Origin of the sequence: Rhodococcus sp. LW-XY12, from assembly GCF_019317345.1 — a bacterium.
GTDB classification, from domain to species: domain Bacteria; phylum Actinomycetota; class Actinomycetes; order Mycobacteriales; family Mycobacteriaceae; genus Rhodococcus; species Rhodococcus pyridinivorans.
The window spans coordinates 4,274,138-4,299,847 of record NZ_CP079225.1; the positions used below are offsets into that span (position 1 = coordinate 4,274,138).

The 25,710-nt window shown below is 70.8% G+C and carries 6 protein-coding genes; 3 read left to right on the forward strand and 3 right to left on the reverse strand.

The features are described from left to right. Positions 1-124: 124 nt before the first annotated feature. On the forward strand, positions 125-1,381 hold the full coding sequence (locus tag KXC42_RS19650) for a pyridoxal phosphate-dependent aminotransferase (RefSeq protein ID WP_219129431.1): 1,257 nt from the start codon (positions 125-127) through the stop codon (positions 1,379-1,381). A 328-nt stretch (positions 1,382-1,709) separates the two neighbouring features. After that, positions 1,710-3,005: a YibE/F family protein gene (locus KXC42_RS19655; protein ID WP_219129432.1), complete on the forward strand. Its 1,296-nt coding sequence runs from the start codon at positions 1,710-1,712 to the stop codon at positions 3,003-3,005. 9 nt (positions 3,006-3,014) lie between these two features. Here KXC42_RS19655 and KXC42_RS19660 read toward each other — a convergent pair whose 3' ends face one another. Beyond that, complete coding sequence (locus tag KXC42_RS19660) at positions 3,015-4,430, reverse strand: Hsp70 family protein (RefSeq protein WP_257605883.1); 1,416 nt, start codon at positions 4,428-4,430, stop codon at positions 3,015-3,017. Positions 4,431-4,611: 181 nt separating this feature from the next. On the opposite strand from KXC42_RS19660, the gene KXC42_RS19665 reads away from it, so the two are divergent. Continuing rightward, positions 4,612-5,127, forward strand: coding sequence for a low molecular weight phosphatase family protein (locus KXC42_RS19665; protein ID WP_033096244.1), 516 nt, complete (start codon positions 4,612-4,614; stop codon positions 5,125-5,127). Here KXC42_RS19665 and KXC42_RS19670 read toward each other — a convergent pair. Then, positions 5,098-6,849: a polysaccharide biosynthesis tyrosine autokinase gene (locus KXC42_RS19670; protein ID WP_019291002.1), complete on the reverse strand. Its 1,752-nt coding sequence runs from the start codon at positions 6,847-6,849 to the stop codon at positions 5,098-5,100. The genes KXC42_RS19665 and KXC42_RS19670 overlap by 30 nt on opposite strands. Then, positions 6,849-25,616: a non-ribosomal peptide synthetase gene (locus KXC42_RS19675; protein WP_257605884.1), complete on the reverse strand. Its 18,768-nt coding sequence runs from the start codon at positions 25,614-25,616 to the stop codon at positions 6,849-6,851. The genes KXC42_RS19670 and KXC42_RS19675 overlap by 1 nt, the downstream gene beginning before the upstream one ends. Positions 25,617-25,710 lie beyond the last annotated feature (94 nt).

The window sequence follows — 25,710 nt, forward strand, 5'->3', positions numbered from 1 at the left end:
GCCTAGATGGACCTCGATCATCGCATTGATCCGGACATTCGTCGCGCCTTGTTTCCCAACTCGTTACCGCAACCGGCAAAACGCGGATGAAATCCTGTTGCGGCACGGTGGCACGATGTAAGCCGTGACTATCGAGGAGCAAGGCCAACTTCACCATCACATCAGCCGTCGGCTCGAGCAGTCGTCGAAGCTCCAGAACGTGCTCTACGAGATCCGCGGGCCGGTGCACGCCCACGCCGCGCGGCTCGAGGCCGAGGGGCATCGCATCCTCAAGCTCAACATCGGCAACCCCGCACCGTTCGGGTTCGAGGCGCCCGACACGATCGTGCAGGACATGATCGCGGCGCTGCCCCACGCGCAGGGCTACTCGGAGTCCAAGGGCATCGCCTCCGCCCGTCGCGCGATCGTCACGCGCTACGAGCTCGTGCCGCGCTTCCCGAAGTTCGACATCAACGATGTCTACCTGGGCAACGGAGTCTCCGAGCTCATCACCATCACCATGCAGGCCCTGCTCGACGACGGCGACGAGGTGCTCATCCCGGCACCCGACTACCCGTTGTGGACGGCGATGACCTCGCTCGCCGGTGGCACCCCCGTGCACTATCTGTGCGACGAGACCAACGACTGGAACCCGGACCTCGACGACATCGAGTCCCGGATCACCGACCGCACCAAGGCGATCGTGGTGATCAACCCGAACAACCCGACGGGCGCCGTGTACTCGCACGAGGTGCTCGAGGGGATCGTGCGCCTCGCCCGCAAGCACCAGTTGCTGCTGCTCGCCGACGAGATCTACGACAAGATCCTGTACGACGATTCGAAGCACATCTCCCTCGCCTCGCTGGCCCCCGACCTGCTCTGCCTGACCTACAACGGCCTGTCGAAGGCGTACCGGGTCGCCGGCTACCGGTCGGGCTGGATGGTCATCACCGGCCCGAAGGATCACGCAGAGGGCTTCCTCGAGGGCGTCGACCTGCTCGCCTCGACCCGCTTGTGCCCCAATGTGCCGGCCCAGCACGCCATCCAGGTGGCGCTCGGCGGCTATCAGAGCATCGAGGACCTGGTACGGCCCGGTGGGCGCCTGCTCGAGCAGCGCGACGTCGCGTGGGAGCGCCTCAACGCCATCCCGGGCGTGAGCTGCGTGAAGCCGCGCGGTGCGCTCTACGCCTTCCCGCGTCTGGATCCGGCGGTCTACGACATCCACGACGACGAGAAGCTCGTGCAGGATCTGCTGCTGCAGGAGCGCATCCTCGTCACGCAGGGCACGGGCTTCAACTGGCCGAACCACGACCATCTGCGCATCGTCACGCTGCCGTGGGCACGCGACCTGGCGGTGGCGATCGAGCGGATCGGCAACTTCCTGTCCTCCTACAAACAGTAGGAACAGGGCTTCCGACCCCAGGCGGGCAATCGTTGCCGAACAGTTACATTGCCCCTTTCGGGACCAAAGTCCCTGTTTAGAGGCACGGTCGACCTACCCGAACGGACAGTTTGTCGGCTTCGTGACCATCGACACATGCCAACCCCTCCCCAATCCGGGGTCGGAACCAGTAATTTGCCTTATGGCACTAAGCACTACGCACTGTGCCGGGCTCCCTGATCGATCGCCATCCCCCCTGTGCGAGATCAGGTGACGGTGGCGGGGACACCCCCCCTGCTCCCCGCCACCACCAGCCCCAACCATCTCGCCTCTTGGCTAGCCTGTCCGGGTGAATCACGGACACGGCCATTTCGGCCACGGACACGGCCACGGCCACGGCCACGGGCAGGACGAAAGTCCCATCCCACTCGGACCCATCGCCGCGAAGATCGTGGTCGGCCTGCTGGCTGCGATCGGTCTCCTGGTGCTCTTCGGCACCGCCCTGTTATGGCCGAGCAGCCGTGCCGTGGACATCCCCGCCCCCTTTCAGACGAGTAGCGGCGGCGCGGTCGTCACCGAGGCCGGAACGGTCGTCGAGCAGAACACCGGCCCGTGCGGCAGCGCGTCCTTCGGGCGCGTCTTCACCGGTGAGCCGTCCCCTCCCTCGAGCAACGCCTTCGACTGCGAACGCAGCATCGTCGCCATCGAATCCGGTCCCGACGACGGTGCCCGGACGCTCCTCGAGGTGATCCCCGGCCCGGGTCAGCCCGATCTACAGGCCGGCGACGAGATCCGTCTCGTCCGCCAGACCGATCCGGCGGGCGCCACCCAGTACTCCTTCTACGACTACGCCCGCGGCTTCCCGCTCGCGCTGGTGGTCGCGGTGTTCGCTGTCGTGGTGGTCGCGATCGCCCGCTGGCGCGGTCTGCGGGCCCTGATCGGCCTGGTGGTCGCGTTCGGTGTGCTGGTGGCGTTCATGCTCCCGGCGCTCCTGGACGGCAAACCCGCCGTGCCGGTCGCACTGGTCGGCGGTGCACTGATCCTCTACGCGGTGCTGTATCTGGCGCACGGTGTGAATCTGAGGACCAGTTCGGCGCTGCTCGGCACGCTCGCCTCGATGGTCGTCGCGGCCCTGCTGTCCTACGTCGCGATCCGCATGACACATCTGACCGGTCTGTCGGAGGAACAGAACACCGACGTGCAGCTGTACATCGGGCACGTGTCGATCTCGGGCCTACTGCTGGCGGGATTCATCATCGGCTCGCTCGGTGTGCTCAACGACGTCACCATCACGCAGGCGTCGTCGGCCTTCGAACTCGCCGGGCTCGATCCCGAGTCGTCGCGTCGTGAGATCTTCTCGGCGGCGATGCGCGTGGGCCGCGACCACATCGCCAGCACCGTCTACACGCTCGTCCTCGCCTACGCGGGCGGCGCGCTGCCTCTCCTGCTGCTGTTCTCGGTGGCCGGGCGGTCGATCACCGATGTGATCACGAGCGACGCCGTGGCGATCGAGCTGGTCCGCGCATGCGTCGGCGGCATCGCGCTCACGTTGTCGGTGCCGCTCACCACGGCGATCGCCGCCGTGCTCGCGCGTACCGACGCCCCCGGACAGCAGACGGGTGGCCGGCACGCGCGACGCGCGTGAGCGGGTGACTCAGGGAAGCCGGATCTGCGGCAGCGGCGGCAGCTCGATCGTCGGCAGCGGCGGCAGCGTCGGGACCGGCACTCCCAGCCCCGGGATGGTCGGAGCCGGAGCGGGCGGAGGTTCGGGGGCCGGCGGAACCGGGCGCGGTGAATGGGTGGTCGGAGCCGGCTCCTGCTCGACCGTGGTGGTCGTGGTGACCTGCGTGGGCGCTACCGCCGGCGCGGGGTTCTGCCGCGGCGCGTTGGTGGTCGTCGGGATGTACGACTGGGTGGGGCTCGTCTCGTCGGTCGACGAACTCGTGAAGCCGGTGCTCAGCGCCACGCCGATGACCGCGACGACCGCGAGAGCCGTGCCCGCGATCCCGGCGCCGGAGATCTGCCTGCCGCTGACCGACGGACCGCGACCGGCCAGCGACGACCACCACGGCTTCTTCGCGTCGGCGGACTCCGCACCGGTGGCGGCAGCCGTGGGCGCAGCGGCCGCGGCGGCGACGACCGGGATCTGCTCGGTGTCGGCGCTCGTCGACGGGGGCTGACCCGGCACGATGCGCGTGAGGGTGCTCACCGGTTGCGAGGTGACCGGTTGCGCGGCGGCCAGGGCCCCGCCCTTGGCGAGGACGAGTTCGGGCTCGTGCGGCACCACCAGGGGCAGGCCGAGCCAGGAGCGCAGCACCTCCTGCACGAGCGGGATGTGCGCGCCGCCGCCGAGCAGGACCACGGCCTCGGGGTTGCGACCGGCACGGGAGATCACCTGGTGCACGAATTGCGCCGACGACTCGACGCACTGCGCGATGAGCGGATCGAAGGTCTCGCGCGACATGAGCACGACCCCTGCCGCGCCCGGCACGGCCACGGTCTCGCTCTGCGAGAGCTTCTCCTTGGCCTCGCGGCACTGGGCCGACAATTCGTCGTCGGTGGCGGGGTCGTCGGGGCGCCACACACCGTTGGTGTCGAGTTGGTGGTCGCGGATCACGTTGTCGAAGACGCGGCCGCCGATGCTGTCGGTGCGTTCGGCGAGCACCTCGCGGGAGACGAGGTCGACGACGGTGACGGTGAGCCCGGCGTCGCCGAGGTCGTAGAAGACGGCGGTGTTGCTGCCGAGCTCGCCGGTGGCCTGCAGATAGGTGACGGCGGCTTCGGGTTCGGAGACGAGCAGGTAACGGTCGATGTGCTCGACGGCCATTGCCGCGCGCAGGCGCTCGCCCTGGGCCTGGTCGCGATAGACCAGTCCCACCCGCTCGATCGGATCGCCCGCCACACCGGTCTGGAAGAGCACCCCGAGGGTGCCTGCCGCCAGCCGCGCCGGATCGTCCTTACCGGTTTCGACCACCTGGAACTGGAACCCCGCCGTCGGGGTCGTTCGATCCACCGGCCGCACCACCCGAACGGCGCTCTCCCCCACGGTCACACCGAGAATAGAACTCATCAGCCGCCTTCGACGTTGGATGCGCCAGCCGCGTCAGCTTCCCCCGGCGCCCGAAATCACCGACGATGGTACAGAACGTTACCGGCGGGTCACGAGGGCCGTTCGTATGACGTACGCCGGGACGGAGCACCCCGGAGATGGCTCCTGAGCGCCTGGATAGCGTCTCCCATAGGATCGCCGAATGCGGATTCTCTATGTGTGTACCGGAAACATCTGCCGATCACCCACCGCAGAGAGGTTGACCACCGCATACGCGGCCGAGGCCGGTCGCGAGGACCTTTCGGCGCACAGCGCCGGCACCCGGGCGATGGTCGGTTACGGCATGGAACCCACCGCGGCACTCGTGTTGCAGCAGCTCGGAGGCGATCCGGACGGATTCGCTGCGCGTCGGATCACCCCGCCGATCGCGGAGGACTCCGACATGATCATCACGATGAGCGAGCGGCACCGCGCCAAGGTCATCCAGCTCGCACCGCGCAGGATGCGGGTGACGTTCACGCTGCGCGAGGCCGCCCGGCTGCAGAACGTCACCGGTGCGCGGACCATCGCAGAACTGACGACGGCCCGGGCGCAGATGTCTGCACCCGGGCCGGAGGACATCGTCGACCCGATCGGCCGAGACGAGGAGACGTTCGTCACGGTCGGATCCGAGATCGCCGATCTGTTGCTACCTCTCCTCGCCGCTCTCCGAGCCTGAGTCGTTCACCGGGCGTCGCGGTGCGTGCACCACGGGTCGCGACAGCGGCTCGGCGGCGGAGTACGCCTGCGGCGCCTGGTAGGGCTCGCTGCCGTATCGCTCCGATGCCGGCTGCGGCGCCGGCGGGAACTGCTCCGCAGCGCGGTAGTGGTAGGCGTCGTTGCTCGGCGCCGGGTGGGCCTGCGTGGCCGGCGGCTCGACATGATGCTGACCGTTCTGCGGCCGGGCCGGTCCCTCGACGGGTGCCGACGCGGTCGTCTGAGCCTGCGCAGCCGGCTGGGCGGCCGGTGCGGTCGGTGCCGGCGCTCCGACACGCTGCGTCGCCGGCGTGCTCGTCTGGGCGGCTGCCGGAGCAGCACCGTCCTTGTCGGAGCTGTAGTAGTAGCGGTATTCGTAGGCCGTGCCGCGTCCCTTGGTCGGGGTCAGCGCCAGGATCGTGCCCAGCACGGGCGCGTTGACCGCCCGCAGGTTGCCGACGGCCCGCGCGAACTGCTCGCGGGTGGTCTTGCCGTAACGCGCGATGAGCAGCGCACCGTCGGCGATGTTCGCGAGGATCGCCGCGTCGGTGACGGGCAGCAGCGGCGGCGCGTCGATGATGACGTAGTCGAAGCGCGACCGCAGGTCCTCGATCACCTCCCGCGCATGCGCGGAACCGAGCAGCTCGGACGGGTTGGGCGGCAGACCGCCGGCCGCGAGCACCCACATGCCGTCGAAGCGCGTGGGCTGGAGCACGTCCTCGAGTGCAGCCGTGTGTGCGAGCACGTTCGACAGGCCGGCGTCGCCGAGCGAGCCGAGGTACTTGGTCACACGCGGACGGCGCAGGTCGGCTTCGACGAGCACGACGGAGTGACCGGCCTCGGCGAGCACCAGGGCCAGGTTGACGGCCGTGGTGGTCTTGCCCTCGCCGGGCAGGGAACTGGTGATAACGATCGCGCGCGGCGGGTTGTCGACCTCGAGGAACTGCAGGTTGGTCCGCATCTCCCGGTAGGCCTCGGCGTCGCCGCTGTTGGCGTCCGCGAACACGATCGCCGGCTCCTCCTGCCGGGCCTTCTCGAGCGGGATCACACCCACCACACCGGTGCCGGCGAGCTCCTCGACGGCGTTGCGGTCCTTGATGGTGTTGTCGAGGCGATCGCGCAGCACCGCGAGGGCGATGCCGAGCAGCACACCGACGGCCAGACCCAGCGCGACGTTCCGTGTGGTCTTCGGCGTCACCGGCGCCGACGGCGTAGCCGCGTACTGCTCGACCACCACGCGGGCGGTCGGCGGGCCGCCGTCCTCGGGGGTCTCCAGTTCGCGTGCCATGACGACGAACTCGTCCGACAGTGCGTTGGCGAGGTCGCGGGCACGCTCGGGCGACTCGTCGGTGACGGCGGTGTCGATGAGCACCGTGTCGGGGGTCGACGAGGCGGTCACCTTGCCGGCGAGATCGACGGCCGACATCTCGCCGAGACCGAGCTTGTCGAGGGTGCGCTGCGCGAGGGTGGTGCCCTCGAGCAGTTCGGTGTAGGAGGTGACTCGCTGCTGCGAGAACAGGTTGCCCTGATAGATCTCCTGCACCGATGCGCCCGACGAGGTCGACACGAACAGGCGTGTCTTGGCTTCGTACTGCGGCGTGGTCAGCAGGGAGGCGCCGAGGGCGGCAAGAACCGCCACCACCGTCGTGACGGCGACGATCTTCCACCTCGCCTGCAGAATTCGCAGGTAATCATGTACTTCCATCAGGGCGTCTCCCTCGTTGCGGTAACACTGCGTGCGCACCCGGCGGGCGCGGTGTGGGGGTCGTCGTGGCACTCGAGCACGCTGTCGAGCACCGGGCCGATCGCACGCACCGCGTCCGAATCGGCCAGTTCCGAGTGCGTGAACGGCACCGGATGTTCGACGACGAGACCGCGCACATATCGCTGCCAGGTGGCGGCGATATCTGGGTGCCGGTCGAGATCGGGTTCGGCGACCACCAGGTCGATGTCGCCGTCGTATTCGCTGAGGGTGTGTCGGCGCACCGCGTCTTCGACGGCCTGCGCGGCGGCGTCGGTGCGGCGCCGGACCTCGGCGACGAGTTCTTCGGGCAGCCCGGCGATGTCGGGTACGTTCTCTGCCGTCGGGTGGGGCTCGGCAGGCACAGTCTCGGGCGTGAGCGTGTCGAGCAGCACTACCGCACCGACCTGCTCTCCGTGCTCGCGGAGCTGCACGGCCATCTCGTGTGCGATGGTGCCGCCCACCGACCAGCCCAGCAGGTGGTAGGGACCATCGGCCCTCACCTTACGGATTTCGGCCACATACCGCGCGGCGAGTTCGCCGATGCTGTCCGGAATGTCGTCGAAGCCCGTTGCCTGGAGACCGTAGAGGGTACGGCCGTCGAGATGCTGCGCGAAACCGGCGTACATCCATGCGAGTCCGCTGATGGGGTGCACGCAGAACAACGGCGGCTTCTCGTCACCGCGACCGGCGATCTCGACGAGGCTGCCGAGCGGGTCGCGTTCGTCATTACTGCGGCCGTGGTCGATGCGGTCGGCGAGCGACGCGAGATCCGGGCTGGTGAACAGCCACTCGACGGGAACGTCGGCGCCGAGCTCGTCGCGCAGTTCACCGGCGACGGTGACGGCCGCGATGGAACTGCCACCGAGGTCGAAGAAGCTTCGGTCAGCAGAGATCTCGTCGATCGGCCGGTCGAGGTGGCGGGCGAACACCGCGGCGACGGTCTGCGCGATGTGTCCCTGCGGCGCCACATATGGTTCGTCGACGGCGGTGTCGGGGGCGGGCAGCGCCGCGCGGTCGACCTTGCCGGATGCCATCAGCGGCAGTGCGTCGACGACGGTGATGCTCACCGGCCGCAGGTGACGCGGCAGGTCGGCGACGAGCGCGCGACGCAACGCTGCCGTGTCCGGTGCGGTGCCGGTCTCGGGCTGGATATAGGAGACGAGCACGGTGTCGCCGTCACGTCCGGGATGCGGAACGGTCACGGCCGCCGCGACTCCCGGACGGTTCAGCAGCGCCGCGTCGACCTCGGCGGGTTCGACGCGGATGCCGTGGATCTTCACCTGGTCGTCGATGCGGGCCACGTGATCCAGTACCCCGTTCGGCAGGATCCGAACCAGGTCGCCCGTGCGGTACAGCCGCGACCCGTCGTCGCCGAACGGGTTCGCGACGAATCGCGTTGCGGTGAGGCCGGATTCGTAGCGGTAGCCGCGGGCGGTGCTGTCACCGGTCACGTAGAGCTCGCCGACGATGCCGCGCGGCACGGGGTGCAGACGCGAATCGAGCACGTAGGCGGTAGCTCCCGCGACAGGCGTGCCGATGCTCGGCTTCTCGTCATCGGTGAGCGGCGCGGAATACGAGACGGCGACGGTGAATTCGGTGGGTCCGTAGCCGTTGACGATCCGGTGCCGCGACCAGCGGCCCACCAGTGCACCGGGCAGGGTCTCACCCGCGGCGACGATCGTCGTCGGCTCGAATGCCTCGGGGTCGAGGGTGCCGAGCACGGTGGGCGTGAGGTTGAGGTGCATGACGCGCTCGTCGACGATCAGCTCCTGCAGGGGTTCCCCGGCGAAGGTGTGGTCGGGGGCGATCACAAGGGCACCGCCGTGCGCGTGGGCGGAGAGCAGTTCGAAGACCGCGGCGTCGAAGGTGTGCGAGGCGACCTGCAGCACGCGCGATTCCGGCCCGAGGTCGAGCAGGGCGGTCTGCACGTCGAGCAGCGCCGCGAGCCCACGGTGGGTGACGTCGACGCCCTTCGGCGTGCCTGTGGTGCCGGACGTGTAGATCGTGTAGGCGAGGTCGCCGGATGTGACTGCGGGACGCGGGGGTTCGACGGCGTCGAAGTCGATGCTGCGGTCGGCGGTGAGGTCGAGCCACGTCACGTGGCCGAGTTCGCGGTAGCCGACGGTCAGGCCGATGCGAGCACCGGAGTCGGCAAGGATCGCGGCGCTGCGCGCGTCGGGCTGGGTGAGGTCGACGGACACCCATGCCGCACCGAGTTTCGTGATCGCCCAGACGGCGAGCGGCCAGTACTCGCTGCGCGGCACGGCGATCGCGACGAGGTCTCCGCGTCGTACGCCGTGGGAGGCGAGCACGGAGGCGATCTCGTCGGCGCGGGCGTCGAGTCCGCCGTACGTCCAGGCGACGGTGCCGGAGCGCACCGCGATGCGTCCGCGATGCTGCTCGACGGCGGTCGCGAAGATCTCGGGCAGGGTGCGCGGTGCGACGGCGGGAGCCGACAGCGGTGCGGGCACCGGCACGGCGAGATCGCCGACGGCGCGGTCGGGTTCGGCGAGGGCGGCGGCGAGCATCGCCACGAGGTCGGTGAGCATCGCGTCGCCGGTAGTGTCGTCGAACAGATCCGTCGCATAGACCAGGCGCAGGTCGAGTCCGGCCTCGCGCTCGACGAGTTCGACGACCACGTCGAACTGCGCGGCCGGTTCCCCGGCGTCGGTCTCGGCGATCTGCACATCCGGCAGTTGCGGCAGCACCTCGCCGGCCTCGACGCGGTGCGTGAGCAACACCTGGAAGAGCGGGCTGTACGACGGGTCGCGCCGCGGCGCGAGGCGGGCGACGACCTCGTCGAACGGCACGTCGGCGTGCGCGAGCGCACCGAGATCGGTGGCCCGCACGTCGCGCAGCAAGTCGGTGAACGGACGCGACGGGTCGACGGCGGTGCGCAGCACGACGGTGCCGACGAACATGCCCACGAGCCGGTCGAGGCGGGCATCCGTGCGACCCGCGATCGCCGTGCCCACGGCGATGTCGGTGCGTCCGCTGCGACGCGCGAGCATCGCGGCGAGCACCGCGTGGACGAGCATGAACACGGTGACGTCGTGGCTGCGCGCGACGTCCCGGAGGCGACGGTGGGTCTCGGCGTCGAGGGTCGAGACGATCTGCGCGCCACGGTGGGTCGGCTGCGCGGGGCGCGGCCGATCGGCGGGCAGCGGCAGCGGGCCGTCGGGCAGGCCGGCGAGTGTGGTTGTCCAGTAGTCGAGTTGGCGGGCGGCGAGCGAGCCCGGATCGGTGGGGTCGCCGAGCAGTTCGTGCTGCCAGCGCGCGTAGTCGCCGTAGGTGACGGGCAGCGACTCGAAGACCGGCGCTTCTGCCCCGCGACGCGCGGCGTAGGCGACGGCGAGATCGGTGAGCAGCGGACCGACGGATGCGCCGTCGAACGCGATGTGGTGCACGGCGGCAGCGAGCACCCAGCGGCCGGGTTCGACGTCGAACAACCGGATCCGCATCGGGGCCTGCGCCGTGATGTCGAAGGGCGTGGTGATCGTGGCGGTCACGGCCGCGGCGACGTCCTCCGGCGCGGAGTGTTCGAGCACCGGCGGGTCGACGGGTACCTGCACGTCGTCGGTGAAGGCGGTGCGCAGCACGCGATGGCGGTCGACGACATCGCTCACCGCGGCGGTGAGGGCGTCGACGTCGAGGTCGCCGCTCAGCGTGAGCACGACCGGCACGAGATAGCCGGCGGTGCCGGTCTCGGACCGCGCGACGATGCCGAGGCGACGTTGCGCGGGGGCGATCGGTGCCGGGGTGTCGTCGTCGTAGTGCCGCAGCGCGACGCGCTGGTCGTCGCCGGATTCGATGCGGGCGGCGAGCGCGGCGAGCGTGGGGGCGGCGAGCACCTCGCGCACCGGCACGTCGGTGCCGAACGCCTCGCTCAGCCGCGCGGCGAAGACGACGGCCGACAGCGAGTCGCCGCCGGCGGTGAAGAACCCGCGGTGCGCGGCCGGGCGGGCACCGAGCACGTCCTCGGCGACGGTGACGACGAGATCCTCGGCGTCGGTGAGCGGCCGGTCGAGGGCCGCGTCGTCGTCGAGGGCCGCGGCGTCGTGCAGTTCGAGCGCGGCGACGTCGAGCTTGCCGTTGGGCGTGAGGGGCAGCTGGTCGAGCGCGTGCACGCGGGTCGGCATGCGGTGCGGCGGCACGACGAGCGCGAGTCGCGCGGTGATGTCGTCGGCCGACAGGTCCGGTCCGGCCGCGAACGCGACGAGCGTGCCGCTCACCGCGACCACCGCTGCCTGCCGGATACCGGGCTGGGCGAGCAGCGTGGCTTCGAGTTCGCCGGGTTCGATGCGCACGCCGCGCACCTTGAGCTGGCGATCGGTGCGGCCGAGATAGCCGAGGGTGTCGTCGACGCGGCGGTGGACGCGATCGCCGGTGCGGTACATGCGGGCACCACCGGGAGCGGCCACGAAGCGTTCGGCGGTGCGGGCCGGGTCGTCGAGATATCCGGCGGCGAGGCCCTCACCCGCGAGATACAACTCGCCGACGCCTCCGGCGGGCACGGGACGCAAGCGCGCGTCGAGCACGTGGGCGACGGTGCCGGGCACGGGCTTGCCGATGCTCGGTCGGGTGCCGGGTTCGATGTCGACGAGGGTCGCGACGATCGTGGCCTCGGTCGGTCCGTAGGCGTCGAGCATCACGCGGCCGTCGGCCCAGCGCGCCGCGAGCGACGGCGACAGGGATTCGCCTCCGGAGGCGACGACCTTCAGGTCGGGCAGTCCCTCGGGATCGAGGGTGCCGAGCACCGTGGGGGTCGACAGGTAATGGGTGATGCGCTGTTCGGCGAGGTAGCGGTGCAGGTCCTGACCGGCGTAGACGTCCGGGGGTGCGACGACGAGCGTCGCACCGGTGGTGTGGGCGAGCAGCAGTTCGAGCAGTGCCGCGTCGAACTCGGGTGAATAGCCGTGCAGCACGCGGTCTCCGGGCTCCACCCGGTAACGCTCGGCCGCTTCGGCGGCGAGCGGGGCGAGTCCGCGGTGCGTCACCGCGACCCGCTTCGGGGTGCCGGTGGAGCCGGAGGTGGACACGACGTAGGCGGTTCCGGGCAGGCACGTCTCCCCTGCCTGCCGCGAATGTGTGAAGGCCGCACCGGTCTTGGTGATGGCCCACAGGGTGCGGATGTAGTCGACGCTGCGCGGTGCGTCGATGCGCACGATCTTCCCGTCCCGCGCGCCGTCGGCCCGCAGTTCCTCGGCGAGGGCGTCGGACTGCTCGTCGAGTTCGCGGTAGGTGAGCGATTCGCCGTCGCCGCGCAGGGCTTCCCGGTCGGGATGGGCGGCGGCGGTGGCGCGCAACATCTCGGCGAGTGTGTGTGCCGGGGCCGGTTCGCCGCCGTCGAGGGCGGCGGCCGGGGCATCGACGACCACTTCACCGATGGTCCTGTCGGGTGCGCTCGCCAGGCTGCCGAGCAGCGCGACGAAACGGCTGACGAGCAGTTCGGCGGTGCGGCCGGCGAAGCGGGAGGCGTCGAACACGAGCGTGCCGGTGTAACCGTCGGGACGTGGGGCCAGCGTGAACTGCAGATCGAACTTCGGTGTGTCGTCGAGGACTTCGCGGGCCTCGACGGTGAGCTCTCCCAGGCTGATCGGGTTGATGCCGAAGTCCTGCAGCGCCAGCGCGACCTGCGGTGCGCCGCTCTGCCGCTCCGACAGCAGCTGCTCGTAGGGCACGGCGACGTGGTCGAAGGCGGCGACGTCGAAGTCGCGGACCTGGCCGAGCAGCCCAGCGAACGACATGTCGGGGGCCACGCGGGCGCGCAGCACGAGGGTGTCGAGGAACGGGCCGACGAGGTCTTCGAGCTGCGCCCAGCGGCGTCCGCCCACCACGGCGGCGACGGCGATGTCGTCGCTGCCGCCGAGTCGCGCGAGCAGTACCGACAGCGCGGCGTGCAGCACCATGAACTCGGTGGCGCCGTGGGCGCGGGCGAGGTCGGCGAGCGCGTCGCGTACCTCGGCGGGCACCCTGAAGTCGACGCTGCGCGCACCGGTGTCGGTTCCGGTGGCGTCGGCGGGTAGTTCGGTGACGGTGAGTCCGTCGAGGGCGCGTCGCCAGTGCTCCAGATCGCGTTCGGGGATGCCGCGTTCGGCTTCCCACAGGGCGTAGTCGGCGTACTGCAGCGGCAGCGGTTCCCACTGCGGTGCGGCGCCGTTCACGCGGGCGAGATAGGCAATCGTCAGGTCGCGCAGCAACGGCCGCAGCGACGTGCCGTCGGCGATCGAATGGTCGACGTCGAGATACAGCACGTGCTGGTCGGGGCCGGTGCGTTCGAGTCGCACGCGCCACCGGTCGCTGCGCGGCGCCTCGTGGACCTGCTGGTAGACCCCGTCGCCATCGACGATGTAGTCGGTGCGCAGGATCTCGTGGCGCAGCGCGACGTCGCCGAGCGCGGCCTGCAGGGCACCGAGGTCGAGCGGTCCGCTCAGGTTGACCTCGCTGCGCAGCCGGTAGGCATCGGGGGCGAGCGAACTCAGTCCCCACAGGCGACGCTGGGCGCGGCTGAGCGGGATCCGTTCCGGTCGCGGCGACACGGCGACGGGTCCGGCGTCGGTGTCGAAACCACCGGCGTCGAGGGCGGCGGCGAGCGCGTCGACGGTGGGGTTCGCGAAGACGGTGCGCAGCGGCACGTCGGTGCCGGTCTCGTCGCGCAGACGCCCGACGAGGACGGTGGCGAGCAGCGAGTTGCCGCCGACGGCGAAGAAGTCGTCGGTGCGTCCCACCGTGGTGCCGTCGCCGAGGACGTCGCCGATGATGCGGGCGACGAGTGCTTCGGTCCCCGTGCGGGGTTCGCTGCCTTCCCCGGCTGCGGGTTCGGGCAGGGCGGCGGCGTCGACCTTGCCGTGGGAGGTGAGCGGGATTGCGGCGAGCGGCACGATCGCGGTGGGCACGAGGTGCGCGGGCAGGACGGTGCGCAGCTGGGCTCGCAGGTCTGCGTCGTCCAGGTTCTCACCGGTGACGTAGGAGATGAGGCGGCCGCTGCGCACGAGGGTCACGGCCCGGTCGACGCCGTCGAGAGCGGTGAGAGCGGTGTCGATCTCGCCGGGTTCGATGCGCACGCCGCGCAGCTTGATCTGGTTGTCGCTGCGGCCGACGAATTCGAGGGCACCGGCGCGGGTCCAGCGCACGAGGTCGCCGGTGCGGTAGCGACGGCCGTCGGGTCCGGCGACGAACCGCAAGGCGGTGCGCCCAGCGGCATCCCGGTAGCCGGACGCGAGTCGCGGTCCCGAGACGTACAGTTCGCCGACCACGCCGGCGGGCACGGGACGCAGTCGCTCGTCGAGGACCTCGACGGTGACGCCGCGGACCGGGGTGCCGATGACGATGTCGTCGCCGGGTCGCAGCGGCTGCGAGTTGGTGACGAACATCGTGGCCTCGGCCGGGCCGTAGCTGTTGACGAGGGTGCGCCCGTCTCCCCAGCGGTCGACGATCTCGCGAGTGAGCCGGTCACCGCCGAGCACGAGCGTGCGCAGGGCCGGCAGGTCGCGCACCGGCACGGTCGCGAGCGTCGACGGCGTCATCACCGCGTGGGTGATCGCGGCACTGTCGAGCAGGCCACCGAGGGCAGCGCCGCCGTAGCTGTCGGCGTCGGCCACCACGAGCGTCGCGCCGGAGATGCCGGCGGTGAGCATCTCGAGCATCGCGGCGTCGAACGACGGTGCCGCGACGTGCAGGACGCGATCGCCCGGGAAGGCGGCGAGGTATTCGCCGATGTCCTCGGCGAACGCGCTCGCGGCGCGCTGGGTGACGGTGACGGCCTTGGGGTGTCCGGTGGTGCCGGAGGTGAAGACGAAGTAGGCGGGGGCGTCGGGTGCGGGATCGACGACGTCGGCGAGCGGTTCCTCGTCGTCGGAGGTCACCTCGAGCCACCGCACGGTCGCCGGAAGTGTCGGCGCTTCACCGACTCCCACGCGCACGTCGGCGAGCATCTCGGCCAGGCGCGCGGTGGGGGCGGTGGGGTCGACGAGCATGGGTGCGGCGCCGGCGCCGACGGTGCCCCACACGGCGAGCACCGATTCGAGCGAGCGCGGGTAGGCGCACGCGACCGGATCGCCCGGGCGCACCCCGGCGAGCTGGAGGCGCGCGGCGAGAGCGTCGGAATAGTAGAGCAGTTCGGGATACGACAGTTCGCGGTCGTCGTCGATGATCGCGAGTTCCTCGCCGCCGGCAGCCGCGCCCTGCGCGAGCCACTGGCGCAGCGACCGGGGTGCGCCCGGCACAGCGCCGACGGTGGGCAGGCCGGCGTCGCCGTGCAGGGCGATCTCCCCGACCCGCACGTCCGGATCGGCGACGGCCGCGCTCAGGATCGTTCGCAGGCGGTCGGCGTAGGCGGCGACGGTGTCGGCGTCGTACAGGTCTGTGCTGTAGAAGAATTCGAGGTCGATGCCGTCCTGCTGCTCGGTGACGGTGACCTGCACGTCGACGTTGACCGTTTCGGTGTCGACAGGCGCGGCGGTGACGTTCAGGCCGGGCAGCGCGAAGGTCGACGCGACGGGTCGCGCCTGCGCCAGCGCCACCTGGAACAGCGGGTGCCGTGCTTCGCTGCGGGCGGGCTGCAGCTTCTCGACGAGCGTCTCGAACGGTGCGTCCGGGTTGCCGTAGGCGGCGAGGTCGCGGCGGTGCACCTGCGCGAGCAGCTCGGTGAAGGTGGCGTCGGGGTCGACGTCGGTGCGCAGCACGAGGGTGCCGGCGAACATGCCGACGACGTCGTCGAGCTGCGGGTCGCCGCGACCGGAGACGGCGGTGCCGATGGGGATGTCGCGACCGGCACCGTGCCGCGCGAGCAACGCCGCGAGTGCGGCGTGCAGCACCATGAACACCGTCGCGCGACCCTCACGTGCCAGCGTGTGCAAACCTCGGACGAGGTCGACGTCGAGCGAGATGGTGTGGGCGGCACCGTGTCCGGTGGGTTGCGCGGGGCGTGGCCGGTCGCCGGGCAGGGTCACCTCGTCGGGCAGGTCGGCGAGTTCGCCCAGCCAGTACGGGATCTGTTCGTCGGCGACGCTGCGCTGCCACCGCGCGTAGTCGGTGTACTGGACGGGCAGTTCCGGCAGTTCGGGGGTCGCGCCGGTGAGGCGGGCGTCGTAGGCGACGGCGATGTCGCGCAGCAGCGGCGTGAGCGACCAGCCGTCGGCTGCGATGTGGTGCAGGACGACGAGCAGCACGTGCCGATCGGGTGCCGTCCGGTACAGCCGCATGCGGGCCGGGGGTTCGACGGTGAGGTCGAAGCCGGTGGTGGCGTAGTCGCGGACGAACTCGTCGAGGGCGTCATCCGGTACGGCCACCGGATCGAGATCGGGGCGCGCTGCGGGCAGCACGGTGTATTCGTCGGCGGCCGGGTAGACGGTGCGCAGCGTGCGGTGCCGTTCGAGCACGTCGGCTACAGCGGCGGCGAGGGCGTCGAGGTCGAGGTTCCCGTCGAGCCGCACCGCGAACGGCAGGTTGTAGCTCGGGGAGGCCGGGTCGAAGCGGTTGATGAACCACAGGCGCTGCTGGGCCGCCGACAACGGGGCGGGTGCGTCGGGGTCGGCGACGAGACGCGCACGGCGAGAGGGCTTATCGCTTCCACTGGTTATGTGTGAAGTTAGGGCTGTAATGGTCCGGTTCTCGAAGATGTCTCTCACGGTGACGTCGGCGTCGAGCACGTCCGACAGGCGACCGGCGAGGCGCGTGGCGAGCAGTGAGTTGCCGCCGAGGTGGAAGAAGTCGTCGTCGGCGCCGAGGGTGCCGGCAGTGATGCCGAGCAGTTCGGCGCACACGTCCGCGACGAGTTCCTCGACCGGTCCGTGCGGTGCCGCTCCCCCATCGGCGGTGACGTCGGGGGTGGGCAGCGCGGCGCGGTCGAGCTTGCCGTTGGCGGTGAGCGGCAGCGCGTCGAGAGCCACGGCGGCCGACGGGACGAGGTAGTCGGGCAGGCTGCGTCGCAGGTCGCACAGGGCCGCGGTGGCGTCGCCGCCGACGAGATAGGCGACGAGGCGGTCGTCGCGCAGCAGCACGACGGCCTGGCGCACGCCCTTGCTGCGCAGCAGGGCGGCTTCGATCTCGCCGGGTTCGATGCGGTAGCCGCGCAGTTCGATCTGCTGGTCGGCGCGACCGAGATAGTGCAGGGCACCGCTGGTGTCGCGGCGGCCGAGGTCGCCGGTGCGGTAGCGGCGGGTGCCACCGGGAGCGGCGACGAAGCGGGTCGCGGTCTGGCCGGGGCGTCCGCGGTAGCCGCGCGCGAGTTGGTCTCCGCGCACGTACAGTTCGCCGATCGCACCGGGCAGTGCGGGTCGCAGCGACGAGTCGAGCACATCCACGGCGAGACCGGGCAGCGGCGCACCGATGCCGGTCGCGGTGGCGTCTCCGAAGGTGACGTGCACGGTGGTCTCGGTGATGCCGAACATGTTGACCGCCCGCACATGCGGATGACGCTCGGCCCACGGGCGCACCCGCGCGGGGTCGAGGGCTTCGCCGCCGAAGATCAGCAGCCGCAGGTCTTCGAGCGGCGCGTGATCGGTGGCGGCGAGCTGGTAGAAGGCCGTGGGGGTCTGGTTGAGCACCGTCACCCGGTTGCTGGTGAGCACGTCCACGAAGGCGGCCGGGTCGCGCACGGTGAGGTGGTCGATCACCACCACGGAAGCGCCGGTGGCGAGCGGTGCCCACATCTCCCACACGGAGAAGTCGAAGGCCGGCGAGTGGAACATCGTCCACACGTCGTCGGCGCGCAGTCCGAACTCGTCGACGGTCGCGGCGAGCAGCGACAGCACGTTGCGGTGCGTGACCTGCACGCCCTTGGGGGTTCCGGTGGAGCCGGAGGTGTAGACGATGTAGGCGCCGAGATCCGCGACGAGCGGGAAGTCGAACAGGGCGCCGTCGTCGAGGCGGCCGGCCACCTCCGGGTCGTCGAGTCGCAGCGTCGGCACGCGGACGTCGGTGAAGTCGTTGTCGGTGACGACCAGCGAGGGCTGCGCGTCGTCGAACAGGACCTGCAGTCGCGTGGCGGGATGCGTGACGTCGACGGGCAGGTAGATTCCACCGGCGCGGGAGACGGCGAGGATCGCGACGACGAGGTCGGGGGTGCGCGGCAGCGCGACGGCGACGACGTCCTCGGCGGTGACGCCGCGTTCGCGGAGGAGTTTGGCGAGCGCGCCCGAACGCGACCACAGCGCGCCGTAACTGAGGGAGTACCCGTCCCCCACCACGGCGACGGCCGCCGGATCGTCGGCCACGCGCTGCGCGACCAGCTCGGGCAGCGACTCTGCCGAAAGTTGTTGCGCGACGCCGACGGGGGTGAGGTCGGCGTCGCCCAACTCGATACCGCCGACCGACACAGCCGGGTCGGCGGTAACGGCATCGAGGATACGCACGAACCACGACTGCCACTGCGCAATCGTGTGCGAATCCAAAAGTTCGTCCGCGTACGTGAGGACCGTTTCCAAACCGGCGGGTACACCGGTCTCGGAACGGCGTTCGCGGACGGTCAGTTCGAGGTCGACGCGGGCCGTGCCCACCGGGATTTCGCGGATCGTCGTGGAGCTGCCGGGCAGCGTGAACTCGTCGAGCGAGAACGACTCGTACGCCAGGATGACCTGGAACAACGGGTGGTGCGCGTCGGTGCCGGCCCCCACCGCGTCGACGATGCGATCGAGCGGCACGTCGGCGTGGGCGAAGGCGTCGAGGTCGGCGCGACGGGTGTCGGCGAGCAGGTCGGCGAAGGTGCGGCGCGGATGCACCCGCAACCGCAGCGGCACGGTGCCGACGAACATGCCCACCACGTCGTCGACCGCGGCGTCGCTGCGTCCGGAGACGGGCGTGCCGATGGTGACGTCGTCAGTGGCGGCGAGCGCCGACAGCAAGATCGCAAAGGCCGCGTGCATCACCATGAACGGCGTGACGTCGTGGGCGCGGGCGAGCTTGTCGACTGCGGCGTGCAGTTCGGCGGGGACCGTGAAACTCGCGCGACCCGCGGTACCGGTGGTCGCCGCGCTGCGGGGACGGTCGGTGGGCAACGCGAGCAGCGGCGACGCATCGTCGAGGGTCTGCTTCCAGAAGGCGAGCTGCCGTGCCGCGAGCCTGTCGGGATCGTTCTCGTCGCCGAGCACGGCCCGGTGCCAGCGCGCGTAGTCGCGGTAGGTGACCGACGGTGCCGGCAGCTCCGGAGTCTCCCCGTCGCGGTGGGCACGGTAAGCGGCGACGGCGTCACGTCCGAGCGGCAGCAGCGACAAGCCGTCGGCGGCGATGTGGTCGATCACCACGGCGAGCACGTAGCCGGAGCTTGTCCGATACAGCCGGGTGCGGATCGGCGGGTCGACGGTGAGATCGAAACGCTCGCAGGCGAATTCGATCAGTTCCGCATCGAGGTCGGTGCCGGCGTCGACGGGCTCGAGGTCGGGCGTCACCGTCGGCAGCACGTGCTGGCGCGGGCCGGACGGGCTGTCGGGGAAGACCGTGCGCAGCGAGTCGTGGCGGGTCAGCACGGTGGCGGCGGCCGCGCGCACGGCGTCGAGGTCGGTGTCGGCGTCGAGGTCGAGCGCGAAGGCGATGTGGTCGCCGCCGTCGATACCGTCGGCCACGTCGAACCGGTTGAGCAGCCACATGCGCTGCTGCGCGGGGGCGAGCGGCGCGTCGCTGTCGTCGTCGATGTGCACGAGCGGTAGGTGCTCGCCGGTGGGTTCCTCGGCGAGCAGGTTCGCGAGTTCGGCGACGGTGGGGTGCTCGAAGATGTCGCGCACACCCATCCGGCGACCCGCGACTCCCCGCAGGCGCGCGGCGAGCTGGGTCGCGAGCAGCGAGTTGCCGCCGACGGCGAAGAAGTCGTCGGATCCGGCGACGCTCGGCAGGTCGAGCAGGTCGGCGACGACACCGGCAACGAGTTCTTCGGTGGCGCTGCGGTATCCGTCGGTGCGGGTCGCGGTGACCACCGGCTCGGGCAGCGCGGCTCGGTCGATCTTGCCGGTGCTGGTGAGCGGGAACGCGTCGAGCACGGTGACGGTCGCGGGCACCATGTGCCGGGGCAGCCGCTGGGCGGCCCATTCGCGGATCTCGTGCGGGTCGAGGCGGCCGTTGCGGCTGTGCACGTAGGTGGCGAGGGTGTCGCCGCGCACCACGGTCACGGCGGTGCCGATGCCCGGGTGGGTCTGCAGGGTGGCGTCGATCTCGCCGAGTTCGATGCGGAAGCCGCGGATCTTGACCTGGTGGTCGCTGCGGCCGACGAATTCGAGGGCCCGGTCGTCGTCGTGTCCGGTCCAGCGGACGAGGTCACCTGTGCGGTAGAGACGCCCGGTACCGAACGGGTTGGCGACGAACCGGTCGGCGGTGAGCGCGGGTGCGTCGAGGTAGCCGCGGGCGACGCCCTGCCCCCCGAGATACAGCTCGCCGGTCACACCTTCGGGCACGGGCCGCAGGCGTTCGCTGAGCACCACCGCGGTGACGCCGACGAGGCCGGTGCCGATGGTGAGCCGGTCGCCGGGTGCGAAGGGTTCGCTCGATGTGGCGAGCACCGTCGTCTCGGTGGGTCCGTAGACGTTGAGCAGGGTGCGGCCGGGTGCCCAGCGTTCGGCGGTCTCGACGGGCCATGCCTCGCCGCCGATCGCGATGGTGCGCAGGGCGTCGAGTCCGGTGGGGTCGAGCTGTGTGGGCACCGAGGGCGTCGAGAACCAGTGGGTGATGCCTTCGGTGCGAAGCAGTTCCACGAGTTCGTCGCCACCGAACAGGTCGGCGGGCGCGACCACCAGCGTGCCGCCGGAGGTGAGCGCCAGGACGTATTCGAGCACCGCGCCGTCGAAGGCGGGGGTGGCGAAGTGCAGCACCCGTGCGTCGGTTGCGGTGTCCGAGATGGTGGGCAGGTCGAAGCGTTCGACGAACGACTGGGCGAGCGGGCCGAGTCCGCGATGCGAGACCACCACGCCCTTGGGCCGGCCGGTGGAGCCCGAGGTGTAGACGACGTAGGCGGTGTTGTCGACGTGCAGCGGCCGCACACGATCCGCGTCGGTGATCGGGCGGGTGTCGCCCTCGACGGTGAAGGCGATCGGCTCGACCCCGTCGGGCAGCGCGACGTCGCCGTCGACGATCGCGTACCGCGCGCTGGAGGCGCCGAGCAACTGGGCGATGCGTGCGGCGGGCTGGTTGGGGTCGACTGGGACGAAGGCCGCGCCGCTCAGCGCCACGGCCGCGGCAGCGAGCACGGAACGCGTCGACCGCGAGAGCACGACGGCCACACGGTCTTCCGTACCGATGCCCTGCTCGATCAGCGTCCACGCGAGCGGGCGTGCCGCCGTGCGGATCTCGACGGCCTGACCACCGGGTTCGGCGACGCAGGCCGGCGACCGGTCGATGATCTCGGCGAAGGTCGCCTCCGGGCCGGGTTCGGCCGGTTCGACGGAGAGAGTGCCGAGATCCAGGTCGCCGACGGGCAGCGACGGATGCTGCGCGACCTGCTCGAGCACTCCGCTCAGGCGGGTCACCCAGCGGGCGATGGTGTCGTCGTCGAACAGTTTCGTGTCGTAGACGAGGCGGCCGGTGAGCGATCCGTCGCGCAGTTCGCGCAGCGAGATCTCGAGGTCGAATCGTGCCTGCGCAGAGGCGATCTCCTGCGGCCGCACGGTGAGGCCGGGCAGTTCGAGGTCGGGCACGTCCACGTTGTCGTAGGCGAGCATCACGTGGAAGGGCGAGAAGCCGAGGGCGTCGACGACGTAGTCGAACGGCACGGTGGCGTGCGCGAAGGCGTCGAGGTCGGTGTCGCGGGTCTGCGCGAGCAGCGACGTGAACGGCTGTGCCGGGTCGACGTTCGTCCGCAGGGTGACGGTGCCGACGAACATGCCGACGAGTGCGTCGAGGTCGGGATGGTCGCGACCGGCTGTTCCGGTGCCGATGGCGATGTCGTGCCCGGAGGTCCAGGCGGCGAGCCACACGGCGACGGCGGCGTGCACGGCCATGAAGGTGGTGGCGTCGTGCGCGGCGGCGACGGACCGCAGCGCCGCGACCTGGTCCGCCGGCACCGTGAAGTCCACGGCCGCAGCGGGACCGAAGCCGCCGTTGCGGAGGCGGTCGGTGGGCAGCGGCGCGGCGTCGGCGAGACCGTCGAGTGTGCGTGTCCAGTAGTCGATCTCGCGACCGGCGCGGGTGTCGGGCGCCGTCGGATCGCCGAGGCGGTCGAGATGCCACTGCGCGTAGTGCCGGTAGTGCAGTGGCAGCGGCGTCCACGCGGGCGCCTCCCCTGCGGTGCGGGCGAGGTAGGCGGTGGCGACGTCGGCGGTGAGCGGCACGAACGACGCACCGTCGAGCGCGATGTGGTGGGCGACGACGGCGAGCACGTGCTTGTCGTCGGCGAGTCGCAGCAGGCGGATGCGGAACGGGATCTGCGCGGTGAGATCGAACGGTTCGGCCGCCCACTCGGTGATGAGGGCTTCGACGTCACCTTCGGCGTTTTCCGGTTCGAGTGCGAGACCAGCCACGGCACGGTCGAGCGGCAGCACGTCCTGCACCGGGCCGTCGAGTTCGAGGCGGAACAGGGTGCGGAGGGTTTCGTGCCTGTCGAGGACGTCCACCACCGCGGCCTGCAGGGCCGGCAGGTCGAGGGCGCCGTCGAGGTGCAACGCGAACGGCAGGTGGTAGGCGGCCGGGTCGCCGTGTGCCCGGGCGAGCAGGAACAGTCGGCGCTGCGCGGGGGCGAGCGGCGACGGTCCGGTGTCGGGGGTGGCGACGGGTCGCGATTCCGATTCGGGTCGCTTCGCCGCGGCGGCCGCCAGTCGGGCGACGGTCGGGTGGGCGAACACGTCGCGCAGCTGCACGTCGCGGCCCAGTGCGGCACCGAGACGGGCAGCGAGTTGCGCGGCGCCGAGCGAGTGACCACCGAGCGCGAAGAAGTCGTCGTCGGCTCCGATGTCGTCGATGCCGGTGAGCTCGGCGAACAGCTCGGCAACGATCTTCTCGGTCGGGCCGTTGGGCGGCCGCGATCCGACGGCCACGGCACGCTCGGGTGCGGGCAGCGCACGCCGGTCGACCTTGCCGCCCGGTGTGAGCGGCAACGCCTCGAGCACGGTGATCGACGACGGACGCAGATAGGTGGGTAGTTCGTCGGCGAGGCGGACGGTGAGGTCGGCGGGGTCGACGTCGCCCACGACGTAGGCGGCGATGTGCTCGCCGTGGACGGTGACGGTCGCGGCCTGCACCTCGTCGAAGGAGACGAGCGCGGCTTCGATCTCGCCGAGTTCGATGCGGTAGCCGCGGATCTTCACCTGCTGGTCGGCGCGGCCGAGGAATTCGAGGTGGCCGTCGGTGGTCCAGCGGGCGCGGTCGCCCGTGCGGTACATGCGCCCACCGAACGGCGATGCGACAAAGCGTTCGGCGGTGAAGGCCGGGGCGCCGAGGTAGCCGCGCGCGACGCCCGGTCCCCCGAGATACAGCTCGCCGATCACGCCGGCGGGCACGGGATGCAGGCGGGAGTCGAGGACGACAGCGGTCATGCCGTCGATCGGCCGGCCGATCGGCACGCCCGCACCGGGCTGCAGCGGGTCGCTGAGCGTCGCGAGGATCGTGGTCTCGGTGGGCCCGTAGGCGTTGAGCATGGTGCGGCCGGTGGACCAGCGGTCGGCCACGGCCTGCGGCAGTGCTTCGCCACCGGCGTCGAGAACCTGCAGGTCGGGCAGGCCGTCGTCGGGGGTGACGGCGAGGATCGCCGGTGCGGTGATCGCGTGGGTGACGGCTTCGCTGCGCAGCAGGGTTGCCAGCGCCGGTCCGCCGACGGCGTCGGGCGGGCAGATCACCAGAGTCGCGCCGGCGTCGAAGGCGAGGAGCAGTTCCTGCAGCGACGCATCGAAGGACGGCGACGCGAGGTGCAGCACCCGCGATGTCTCATCGGCCCGGTAGCGATCGCGCAGCGTCGACACGAGCGCCGACACACCGCGATGGCCGACCGCGACGGCCTTCGGGGTGCCGGTGGAACCGGAGGTGTGGATGACCCACGCCGTGTTGTCGACGTGCAGCGGCCGCAGGCGATGCTCGGCAGTGAAGGTCTCGCCGGATCCGTCGGCTCGCGGCGCGAGGCGGGTGACGTGCTCGGGCAGCACCGGATGGTCGTGGGCGACGGCGATCCGCACGTCGCGCAGCACCTGCTCGAGGCGACGGGCGGGAAGTTCGGGGTCGAGCGGGGTGTAGGCGGCGCCGGTCTTGGCGACGGCCCACAGTGCGACCACCGAATCGATCGAGCGAGGCAGCAGCACCGCAACGCGCTCTTCGGGGCCCGCACCCACCGTGACCAGCGCATGAGCGAGCGCGCCGGAGCGAGCGTCGAGTTCGCGGTAGGTGATGCTGTCGTGTCCGTCCACGACGGCGACGGTGTCGCTCGCGGCGTGGCGGGTGAGGACGTCGGGCAGCAGTTCCGGCTCGGGCGCGGTGCGTCCGCGGGCGGGAGCGAGGCCGTCGAGTTCGGCCGGGTCGGCGAGGGCGAGATCGCCGACCGCGACGCCCGAGTTCTGCACGAATTCCTTCAGGAATCCGCGGAAACGGCTGTGCAGCGACGACAGGTGCTCGTCGCTGTAGAGATTGGGGTTGGCCTCGAAGTCGACGCGCATCGTGCGGCCGGCGACGCCCGGGTAGACGTTCACGGCGAGATCGTCGATCGGGCCGCTGGACTGGTGGTGGTACTCCCCCGTCACGTCGCCGAAGGCGATCTCGGGATGGAACATCATCAGGTTGACGGTGGGGCCGAACGGGCTCGCCGCCTCGTCGCGGGAGCGGCCGAGACTGCGCAGATCCGCGAGCATGTCTTCGTACCGGTAGCGCTGGTGGCGCAGGGTGCTGCTCAGTTCCACCTGCACGTCGCGGATGAGTTCGACGGGTGTTGCTGCCGGATCCACACATAGGCGCAACGGCACGACGTTGGCGAGAACACCAGCGGATCGACGCAGCGCGGCGGTGGTGCGGGCCGAGACGGGCAGGCTGAGCACGACGTCGACCACACCCGTCGTACGGGCGAGGAACGCGCCGAACGCCGCGAGGACGATCGGCACGTCGGTGGAGTTCGCGTCGTGTGCGAGCGCCGAGACCGCGGCAGCCGTGTCGGCGTCGAGTTCGGAGTTCGCCCGACGTGCCGGCACCCCGAGAGGTGCTTCGTGATCGACGAACGACACGGATTCGGGCAGGTCGGCGAGGCGCTCGAGCCAGTGCTGGCGGTCGGTGTCCTGACGCTTCGAGCCCACATACGCGGCCTCGACATCGAGAATGTCCGCGATTGGCATCGCCTTGAGCGGCGGCGCCTCGGAGCCGGAAACCCACGCCGAATACAACTCGGCGGCGCGGTTGAGCATGTTCACCGCGCCCTGCCCGTCGAGCGCGATGTGGTGGACGTAGCTCGACAGGAAATAGCGGTCGTCCGCAATGCGCAGCACGGTGGTGGCGATGAGCCGGTCGCTCAGCAGGTCGAGGGGCTTCGTGTACTGCTCTGTCATCCAGCGATGAGCTGCAGCTTCCGGGTCCTTCTCGGACCGCAGGTCCAGGTAACGCGGTGCGTCCTCGATCTCGGGGACGACCTTCTGGAACGGCTTGCCGTCCTGTTCGACGAGCACGAGAGTGCCCGACTCGACCTCGCGCGCAGCCTGATTACAGGCGTCCCGAACCAGGTCCGCGTCGAGCTCGCCACGGAACTCCACGTATTGCGCCGTGGTGAACGGTATGTCGGGATTCAGTTGCTGCGCGAACCACAGGCCCCGCTGACTCGGGGACAGCGGAAATAGATGCACCACGCTCCCCTCGTCCTCCCGACACAATTCAGGACACGGGAAGTGCAGAACCCTCCCCTGTCATGCGATCGTGGACGGAGCCTCCCAACTCCACGGT

Bases quoted from the DNA above. Each gene is read 5' to 3' on its own strand.
- KXC42_RS19660 (WP_257605883.1), bottom strand. From the start codon at position 4,430: ATGAGTTCTATTCTCGGTGTGACCGTGGGGGAGAGCGCCGTTCGGGTG.
- KXC42_RS19670 (WP_019291002.1), bottom strand. From the start codon at position 6,849: ATGGAAGTACATGATTACCTGCGAATTCTGCAGGCGAGGTGGAAGATC.
- KXC42_RS19665 (WP_033096244.1), top strand. From the start codon at position 4,612: ATGCGGATTCTCTATGTGTGTACCGGAAACATCTGCCGATCACCCACC.